The 8,946-nt window shown below is 68.0% G+C and carries 9 protein-coding genes; 1 reads left to right on the top strand and 8 read right to left on the bottom strand.

What is annotated here, in order from left to right:
* Positions 1 to 446: 446 nt before the first annotated feature.
* The 4 genes from AB0H88_RS51820 to AB0H88_RS51805 form a co-directional block, all read right to left on the bottom strand.
* Complete coding sequence (locus tag AB0H88_RS51820) at positions 447 to 941, bottom strand: hypothetical protein (protein WP_357657531.1); 495 nt, start codon at positions 939 to 941, stop codon at positions 447 to 449.
* Positions 938 to 1,435 (bottom strand): hypothetical protein, encoded by a 498-nt coding sequence (locus tag AB0H88_RS51815; RefSeq protein ID WP_357657529.1) that lies wholly within the window; start codon positions 1,433 to 1,435, stop codon positions 938 to 940. Before AB0H88_RS51815 ends, AB0H88_RS51820 begins: the two co-directional genes overlap by 4 nt.
* A gap of 359 nt (positions 1,436 to 1,794) precedes the next feature.
* A complete protein-coding gene (locus AB0H88_RS51810) occupies positions 1,795 to 2,796 on the bottom strand; it encodes an ABC transporter ATP-binding protein (RefSeq protein WP_225293987.1) in 1,002 nt (333 codons plus the stop codon).
* 148 nt (positions 2,797 to 2,944) lie between these two features.
* A complete protein-coding gene (locus AB0H88_RS51805; protein WP_357657528.1) occupies positions 2,945 to 3,514 on the bottom strand; it encodes a TetR family transcriptional regulator in 570 nt (189 codons plus the stop codon).
* Between the two features lie 114 nt (positions 3,515 to 3,628).
* Here AB0H88_RS51805 and AB0H88_RS51800 point away from each other — a divergent pair, with 114 nt between their 5' ends.
* Positions 3,629 to 4,015 (top strand): nuclear transport factor 2 family protein, encoded by a 387-nt coding sequence (locus AB0H88_RS51800; protein ID WP_357657526.1) that lies wholly within the window; start codon positions 3,629 to 3,631, stop codon positions 4,013 to 4,015.
* A gap of 156 nt (positions 4,016 to 4,171) precedes the next feature.
* Here the strand turns inward: AB0H88_RS51800 and AB0H88_RS51795 are convergent, their stop codons facing one another.
* From AB0H88_RS51795 to AB0H88_RS51780, 4 genes are all read right to left on the bottom strand, one after another.
* Positions 4,172 to 6,250, bottom strand: a complete 2,079-nt coding sequence (locus tag AB0H88_RS51795) for a glycosyltransferase family 39 protein (RefSeq protein ID WP_357657524.1) — start codon at positions 6,248 to 6,250, stop codon at positions 4,172 to 4,174.
* A gap of 203 nt (positions 6,251 to 6,453) precedes the next feature.
* Complete coding sequence (gene rplL / locus AB0H88_RS51790; RefSeq protein WP_357657523.1) at positions 6,454 to 6,843, bottom strand: 50S ribosomal protein L7/L12; 390 nt, start codon at positions 6,841 to 6,843, stop codon at positions 6,454 to 6,456.
* 69 nt (positions 6,844 to 6,912) lie between these two features.
* Positions 6,913 to 7,437 (bottom strand): 50S ribosomal protein L10, encoded by a 525-nt coding sequence (rplJ, locus tag AB0H88_RS51785; protein ID WP_225293991.1) that lies wholly within the window; start codon positions 7,435 to 7,437, stop codon positions 6,913 to 6,915.
* 270 nt (positions 7,438 to 7,707) lie between these two features.
* Entirely contained in the window at positions 7,708 to 8,535 is an 828-nt protein-coding gene (locus AB0H88_RS51780; protein ID WP_357657522.1) for an LppX_LprAFG lipoprotein, read from the bottom strand.
* Positions 8,536 to 8,946 lie beyond the last annotated feature (411 nt).

Raw genomic sequence — 8,946 nt, 5'->3', positions numbered from 1 at the left:
AGGCTGCCAACAGATGTCCTTCCGAGGGCTCGCGGCGGACTGACTACACGCACGCCAGACAACCTCGCAACGTGAGCAAGCGGAGCGGGTCGTCAAAGGGCAGCGCAAAGGGGCAGTGTAGCCGAACGGCACACGCCTGTCCACTTCACTCTCGCTGCATGCTCCACGTTGGTCGCAGCATCGCCCGTTCGAGCGGAAACGTCAAGCCCGTAAGCCCGACTTTCCGCCGACCTAGGGGCCGGACGCTGGGTTTTCTCCCCTGCGTGATCGGACGCCTACCGTCAGGCCCAAGACGATACCCGCGAACGGGGACGGTTAACGCTCCGTCACACCGAGGGTCGAACCCATGCCGACAACCGGTGTAGCTGAGACTCAGGTACCCGCTACTTGGGCTTCGCTAAACCTTATTTTTAGTAACAATTGACCTCGGAGACGCGCCCGATGACTCAGGCAGTACCGATCAAGGTCGACAGCTCGGCCACCAACCAGCGGGAATCTTGCCGAACCATGACGAGCCTGGCCCGGTCCTGGCTGACCTGTTGCTGTGGTTCGGCCTTGCCGGGGATCTCCCTGTCCGTACCCGTGTTCACGAACAACAGAACCTCTACTCGATCATCTTCTGCCCGCTCCACACCCGCGTCGACGACGGCCACCGTCCGCACCGTCTTCTCCGCCTTGGCCTTGACGACCAGAGAGGCCGACAGGGCCTTGTAGTGCTCGGTGAGCTCGCCCGTCGTGTGCCCCGCCGCCCGGGCCAGGTCCTGCTCGACCGTCCGGTAGTCGTACGAGAGCAGGTCCGGGGCCACCGAACGGGCCGCGGCCATGGCCTGGCGCCCCGCCTCCTCATCCGCCCGCAAGGCGTGGGCGTCGTACCAGAACACCCCTGACGCGGCGCCGAGCCCGAGCACCAGGACCAGCAGTGCGATCGTGACCGCCCTCACACCACCTGCACCGCCCTCGACACCAGCCAGACTCCGTTCGCCTTGGTCACGTCCATCGACCAGCGGTAGAACCGTTCCTGCTTGGGGGTCTTGGAGCCCTCCCAGCGGATCTCCACGTCGGCCACGACCAGCACCCTCGCGGTCAGCTCCGTCATCGACACCAGCCCCGTGGCCCGGAGCACGCCGTCCTGCACGACCTTGTTCTCCACTGTGGTGGACTTGAGCTTCGCCGCGTTCGCCTTGTACTCCTCCTGGGCCACTCCGGTGGAGGTGGCGAGGATGCGTCCCATGTCGGCGTCGACGGTCTTGTAGTCGAGCGAGATCAGGTTGATCGCGTGCGTGCCCGCCGCCTCCAGCGCGGCCCGCCGATCGTCCGCCCTGGCCTGTTCGGCCAGGTCCTGCCCGCGAAGGAACACCACGGCGGCGCCGAGCAGCACCACCAGCAGCACGAGTACGCCGGTCAGGACGCGGGGTGGCCGGACCGGCTCGTCCACGTCTGCTCACCTCCCGGCTTGGTTGCCGGATGATAACCCGCCGGCCGCTCCCGGAGCCCGGGAAACGACAGAGGCGACATAGGACCCCACTCTTGCCGGGCGGGCATTGTCGTCGCCTCCCGACTCCCCAGCGGGCCGAGTACCTGACGAACGCCCTTCAGGCGGCCCTCTGGGGCCCGCTGGGGGCGCGGCAGGGCGTTATGGCCTTTCTGTCGCCGAGGCCCGGGGAACTACCTTCTCGGGCCGCCTGGCGGCTCGCCCCGGTCTGGCGCCCTTGGCCGGTTGGCGGCTCTTGGGTCGCCTCGTGCTCTTGGCCGGCCTGACGGCTCTTGGCCGGCCTGACGGCTCTTGGCCGGGACCTAGCGGACGCCGTTGAGGTGGGCGTTGATCAGGCGGGGGTACTCTTCCAGCCAATTGCGCCCCCGGTCGTCCACGAAGGAGCCCTGGGGCGGGATGACCCCGTTGGCCGCCAGCCAGGTGCCGGGCGGCCGCTGCGTACGACGGAGCCCGTTGCCGCTGGGCATCAGCTGCGGCGGGATCGGCGGCAGCGAGCCTGGGTCGTGGCCCAGCTGCGCCTCGGCCTCCAGCTCGGAGACGTCCTTCTCCTCCGACATGCCGATAGGGCCGTGCTTCCTGGCGTTGAGGAACTGCCGGACCACCGGCTCGTCGCTCGACAGCAGCATCTCGCGGGGCCCGAACATGATCAACTCGCGCCTGAACAGCAGCCCGATGTCGTCGGGCACCGTACGGGCGGTGTTGATGTCGTGCGTGACGATCAGGAAAGTCGCCTCGATCTCGGCGTTCAGGTCGACGATGAGCTGGTTGAGATAGGCGGTCCGTACCGGGTCCAGACCCGAGTCGGGCTCGTCGAACAGGATGATCTCGGGATCGAGCACCAGCGCCCTGGCCAGCCCGGCCCGCTTGCGCATGCCGCCGGAGATCTCGCCCGGCAGCTTGGTCTCGGCGCCGAGCAGGCCGACGAGCTCCATCTTCTCCAGCACGATCTGGCGGATCTGCGACTCGCTCTTCTTGGTGTGCTCGCGCAGCGGGAAGGCGATGTTGTCGTACAGGCTGAGCGAGCCGAACAGGGCGCCGTCCTGGAACAGCACCCCGAACAGGCGGCGCAGCTCGTAGAGCTTGCTCTCGTTGCAGTTGGCCAGATCGTAGCCGTCGATCCAGATGTGGCCGCGGTCCGGCCTGAGCAGCCCGACCAGGGTCTTGAGGAAGACCGACTTGCCGGTGCCGGAGGGACCGAGCAACACCGAGATCTCGCCTGCGGGCAGGGTGAGCGAGACGTCCTCCCAGATGACCTGTCGGCCGAACGACTTGGTCAGCCCGTCGACCACGACTTCGACGCCCAAGGGTCACCCTCCATACGCACAGAGTAATGTGACTTCAACCACACGGCTGCCATCACCGTAGCGGCGCATACGGGAATTGGAACCAGTTCCAATAACTTGTTACTGCCCGGTTATGAGACACGGAGTCCAGCAACGGGCGTCGCGGCCTCTATTCGGCCTGGGGATGGGCGATCGCCCTCAGGGCCGGGCGGAGGACCCGTGCGATGTCTGCTTGAGACGCCTCGCGCAGCTCGTCGAGTTCGAGCAGTTGGTGGCCCACGGTCACGCCCAGCATGATCGTCGTCATCAGCGCCGCCCGCAGTCGCGCGTCGCCGCCGGGAATCGACTCGCCGACCTGATGAATCTGACGACTCAGTACGGCCCGCGCCGACGCGCCCGCCTCCGGGTGGGTGAGCATCGATCGCATCATGGCCAGGGAGCTCTGCGGCAACTCCCCCATCTTGAGGCCGAGGCTCCCGAGGAGCTGCTCGACCAAGTCATCGACGTCCGACTCGCCGCCGTCGCCCTGGGCCACCGGCGCCGGGGCGATGGCCACAGCCGCGCTGAACAGGCCCTGCTTGCTGCCGAAGTACTGCATGACGAGCGCGGGATCGACCTCGGCCGCCTTGGCCACGGCGCGGATCGTGGTGCGCTCGAATCCCAGGTCGGCGAAGAGCTTCCTGGCCGCCTCCAGAATTCGCTGCTCGGTCCTGCGACGCCGCTCCGCCCGTTCGGTCACGCCGCCGCCTCCGCCTCTTTCGGTAACCATCGCTCACTCTACAGGCGTTGACCATTCGCCCTATTTCGCTCTACGCTCGTTGAGTCAACGTCCGTTGAGGGAAATGGAGCTCCCATGTCCGCCACCGATGTCGTCGCCGCCTACCACGCCGCGATGCTCCACAAGTCGGCCGACGAACTGGCCGATCTCTATGCCGAGGACGGCCTGCACGAGTTCCCGTTCGGCGGGCTGCCGGCGTTCAAGGGCCGGGAGGAGGTCCGGGCGGGATACACGATGATGTGGGGCGCCATGAAGGCCCTGGTCAAGGAGATCCGTGACGTGGTCATCCGCCAGAGCACCGACCCGGAGGTGATCGTGGCGGAGCACGAGACGGTGGTCACGGTGGCCGACCAGGAGCTGACGGTGCCGGGCCTGCTGATCCTGCGGGTCAGGGACGGTCTGATCGTCCACGCGCGCGACTACATGGACACCAGCGCCATCGCCCGCGTCCGCGCCGCCTAGCGCGGCGTCCACGAACGTTCGCCGGGTATCCGTCCGTCCACTCCCCTGAAGAGCCTCCATGGGTCCTCCGCGCCCCAGCCCCCACGGACCGGCGCAGGGATCAAGACGGTCGTGTGACGAAACGCCCGGGGACTTGCCGACCCAGAGGTCGTACGGTCACTTGGCGGCGGTGAGGTCGTAGACCGTGGTGTTGCCGACTGTGGCGGCCGTGTACGTCGCCTGCACCCACGCGGCGATCTCGGCCGCGTCACTGCTGCCACCCGTGCCGGCCCCGCCGCGCATGCCACCGCCCATTCCGCCGCCGATGAAGTAGTGGATCTTCCCCTCGGCCACGTACTGCTTGAACTGGGTCAGCGTCGGCGCGGGGTCGGTCCCGTTGAAGCCGCCCACCGCCATCACCGGCCGGCCCGTGGCGAGCTGGTATCCGGCGGCGTTGTTCGAGCCGACGGTCGCGGCGACCCAGCTGTAGGCGGTGGCGTCGCTCTTCAGAAGGGCGGTCAGCTCGGCGCTGGGGGTGGCGGACTGCAGCAACCCGCCCATCCCGCCGCCTCCCCGCCCACCACGAGCGAACCCGTCGGCCCCCGTGCCACCCGATCTCGCGGTAGCACCGGTGCCGCCCGGCTGAGCGCCGATACCACCAGGTCGCCCAGTCCCACCGGTACCACCCGGCTGGCCGCCACCGAAGCCACCGAACCCGCCCGGTCCCATGGCCGCAGAGCCGCCGCGCCGGAACCCTCCAGGTCCGCCGAACCCTCCCGTCGAGGGGCCCGCCGTGGGGATCGCGCCGGTATGCGCGGATGTGGCGGTGTCCAGTGCGTACGCGGCCGGCCCCGCCAGGCACACCACGACCGCCACGATGGCGACAATCCCCGACAACCGCCGCGACCACCACCCACGCGCCGCGAACGACACGCCCGCAGACCCCTCAGACGGCACTCCCCCAGGTTTCCCGGACGGCACACCCGCCCGTCCCTCCTCCTGACGGCCGATGATCAGCAGACCCACGGCCGCCGCCAGCCCGCCGACGAGCACGATCGGCCCCAACCAGGAATTCCACTCCGCGCTACGCGACAGCAGGACGTACCCCCATCCAGCCGTCACAGCCGCCGCCAGCGCGAGCGCCCGGTTCGCCCGGCGCTCCCAGAGCAGCGCCACCCCCGAGCCCACCAGCACCGCGATCGCCGGAGCCAGCGCCACCGTGTAGTACGCGTGGAAGATCCCCTGCATCAGGCTGAAGATCAGCCCGGTGATCATCAGCCAGCTCCCCCACACAGCCACCTGAGCCCGTACGGGATCGGTCCGCGGCGCCGACCGCGTCAGCCAGACCACGGCCACCAGGAGCACCAGCGCCGCCGGAAGCAGCCACGAGATCTGCCCGCCCGCCTCGGTGTCGAACATCCGCCACCAGCCGGCCTGCTGGTTGAGGTTGCCGAGGCCTCCGTAGTCGCCGCCGTTCAGCCGTCCGATGCCGTTGTAGCCGAGCGCGAGTTCCAGCACGCTGTTGGTCTGGGAGCCGCCGATGTACGGGCGGTCGGCGGCGGGCACCAGCGCCACGGCCACCAGCCACCATCCGGCCGACACCACCACGGCCACGCCCGCCAGCACGAGTTGCCAGAGCCGCCGCCCCACCGTGGTCGGAGCCGTGATCAGGTAGACGAGCGCGAACCCCGGCAGCACCACGAACGCCTGCAGCATCTTGGCCAGGAACGCGAACCCGATGCACGCCCCCGCCAGCACCAGCCACCGCGTCCCCGCCTTCTCCTGGACCCGCACCACGCAGTAACCCGCGACGGTCAGCAGCAGCACCAGCAGCGCGTCCGGATTGTTGAAGCGGAACATCAGCACCGCCACCGGCGTAACCGCCATCACCGCCCCGCCGATCAAGGCGGCCCACGCGGGGAACCGGCGGCGTACGGCGGCATAGACCACGCCCACGGTCGCCACGCCCATGAGTGCCTGGGGCGCGAGAATGCTCCAGGAGCTCAGCCCGAAGATCCTGGCGCTGAGCTCCATCGGCCACAACGAGGCGGGCGTCTTGTCGACGGTGATGGCATTGGCCGCGTCGGACGACCCGAAGAAGAACGCCTTCCAGCTCTGGGTGCCCGCTTGGACGGCAGCCGAGTAGAACGCGTTGGCCCATCCGGAGGCGTTCAGCCCCCATACGTAGAGCACCCCGGTGGCGGCGAGCAGCCCGGCCAACATCCATCGATCTCTGACACGCGCATCCTTGAACACACTCGAACGCTAGGCACGGCCTCTCGCCACGCGATGAGACGACCATGAGAATCTCGTGAGCTCTGTACGGCGGCAACAGCCGGGCACGTAGAAAACGCAAAAGGGGCGGCACACCCGGCACCTGGGTGCAGCCGCCCCTTCTGGGGTGAAACGCCGGAACCGGCGATTCGGTAATGCTCTTCGAGCGATATGCCTCGAAAGTGTTACTTCACGGTGACGGAAGCGCCGGCGCCCTCGAGGGCAGCCTTGGCCTTCTCCGCCTGCTCCTTGTTGACCTTGCCGTCGAAGACGTTCTTGGGAGCGCCGTCGACCAGGTCCTTGGCCTCCTTGAGGCCCAGGGACGTCAGGGCGCGGATCTCCTTGATGACCTGGATCTTCTTGTCGCCGGCACCCTCGAGGATGACGTCGAACTCGTCCTGCTCCTCAACGGCGGCGGCGTCGCCACCACCGGCGGCGGGGGCAGCGGCAACCGCGACCGGGGCGGCGGCCTTGACGTCGAACACTTCCTCGAACTGCTTCACGAACGCGGAAAGCTCGAGGAGGGTCATCTCCTTGAACGCGTCGAGCAGCTCGTCGGTGCTGAGCTTCGCCATGATGATTTCCTCCGTATGGATCTTGCGATAACTAGGAACGGGACCGCGGGGTTTGCGGCAATCCCCGTATTACTCGCCCGCCTCTTCGCGCTTGGCGCGAAGGGCGTCGGCCAGCTGGGCCATGTTGGTGGGCAGCGCGGCGAACATGGCGGCAGCAGCACTCTGCTTCGCCTTCATCGCGCCGGCCAGCTTCGCGAGGAGAACCTCGCGGGACTCGAGGTCAGCGAGCCTGGTGATCTCCGTAGCGTCCAGCATCTTGCCATCAAGGACGCCGCCCTTGATCACCAGAAGGGGATTGGCCTTGGCGAAGTCACGCAGACCCTTGGCCGCCTCGACAACGTCGCCGTTGACGAAGGCGATCGCGGTCGGACCGGCGAGCAGGTCGTCAAGACCCGCGAAACCGGCCTCATTGGCCGCAATCTTAGTCAGGGTGTTCTTCGCCACGGCGAACTTCGCATTCTCACCGAGAGAGACGCGCAGCTGCTTGAGCTGCGCGACGGTGAGACCGCGGTACTCGGTCAGAACGGCGGCAGCGCTGCCTTCGAACTCGCTCCTGAGCTCGGCAACTGCTGTCGCCTTATCCGCCCTCGCCATGGGCCTCCTTCCAGATGTGCCACCGGTGAAGGCCCAGAAATGAGAACGGCCCCGGGCGCAGGGCGCACACGGGGCTCGCACACGGATCACTCCGTGTAGGAAACTCGTATCACACCTGCGCGGGCCGTCCACAGACTGTGGATCCTTCGGTCATCAGGTCTTGAGGAACCTGACGACAACCGGCGGTCTTCGGCAACGACCAGACTACGTCCTGGCCGCCGAGTTTCCAAATCGCTCTCAGTCGGCGACGCTTTTCAGCGCCGCACCCGGTTAGTTGGTCGCGCCCTTCGGCAGCTCACCGATCTGGTCGGCGGGCGGCGTCTGGATGTTGACGGCCTCGTTGAACCCCTTGAACAGCAGGGTCGCGTCCAGCGTGGCGCCTTCCTTGGCACCGTTCAGCGCGAGCTTGCGAGGCAGGCCGTCACTGCCGACCCAGATGTCGAACTTGATGTCCTTGAGCTCGGCCAGGCCCGAGCGGGCGGCTTCCTGCTCGTCGGCCGGCAGCTGCTGCACCGCCGCGTCGACCGGGAACGTCCCGCTGTAGTGGGTGGTGTCCGCGCCGCCGACACTCTCGGTGCCGGCCGCCTTGACGTCCTGCGACGCGGTCACCATCTTGGTGACGGCCGCCAGGTCGAACTGCTGGATCTGGTCGAGGTACGTCTTGACCTGATCCGGAGCGCCGACGTTGGTCAGCGGCACCTTGATCCACGGCTTCGTCGCCCCGACGAGCTCCTTGAGCGCCTCGACCTTGACGTAGACGGCGTCGCCCTGGAGCACGGCTCGTGCCCCACCGGGCAGGCTCTTACCGCCCATGTCGAGGGTGTCGAGGGTGAGGTCGACGGCCAGCTGCGGCTTGCTCTGGTAGAGCATCCGCCCCTGCACCTTGCCGTTCCCCTCCTGGGGGTGTTTGACGTTGACGACGGCGTCAACGGTGTAGCTGGTGACCTCCGCGGTCTTCTGCGCGGCCTGCGTCAGCACTTCGGACGCCGCCAGCTTGACCTGGATTGGCTGCGCGGTCGTTCCACAACCGGCAACCGCGACCGCGACCAGGGCGGCACCGGCCGCGGCGGTAGCGAGGGAAATTCTGCGCTTCAGCATGATTTAAACCCTACGTGTCGGTGTCCCGGTGATGGCGTATTCCCCTGACTTTTCAGGGAAAACCCAGGGTCTTCCCCGACCCGCGTCCCCTGGCCCGGCGACGGACCCTCTGCCTCGGGTTCTGTCGTGTGGACTGCTCTGATCTTTCTTTCCGCGTACGGCACCAGGTGGGTCGCGCGGCACCCCGGATCCCACGCTCGCCGTACGAGATCGCTCGCGGACGGCCCCACGAAGGACCGTCCCCGCAGGGCGCACGCCGCACCGGAGGCGCCCATCGGGGCCCGCCGCGCCCACAGTGGCGGGCTCCCATGACGCGGGGACCTGCGGGCGCGGGGACCATTGGTGGCCGCCGCCCACAGTGGCGGGCGCCTGTGAGGCGGGCGCCGGGGCGCGGGGGCCTGTGGCGCGGTG

Origin of the sequence: Nonomuraea sp. NPDC050680 (assembly GCF_040654555.1) — a bacterium.
GTDB lineage: Bacteria > Actinomycetota > Actinomycetes > Streptosporangiales > Streptosporangiaceae > Nonomuraea.
This window is presented reverse-complemented; position numbering and strand designations above follow the sequence as displayed.

Bases quoted from the DNA above. Each gene is read 5' to 3' on its own strand.
- rplL (WP_357657523.1), bottom strand. From the start codon at position 6,843: ATGGCGAAGCTCAGCACCGACGAGCTGCTCGACGCGTTCAAGGAGATG.
- rplJ (WP_225293991.1), bottom strand. From the start codon at position 7,437: ATGGCGAGGGCGGATAAGGCGACAGCAGTTGCCGAGCTCAGGAGCGAG.
- AB0H88_RS51800 (WP_357657526.1), top strand. From the start codon at position 3,629: ATGTCCGCCACCGATGTCGTCGCCGCCTACCACGCCGCGATGCTCCAC.
- AB0H88_RS51780 (WP_357657522.1), bottom strand. From the start codon at position 8,535: ATGCTGAAGCGCAGAATTTCCCTCGCTACCGCCGCGGCCGGTGCCGCC.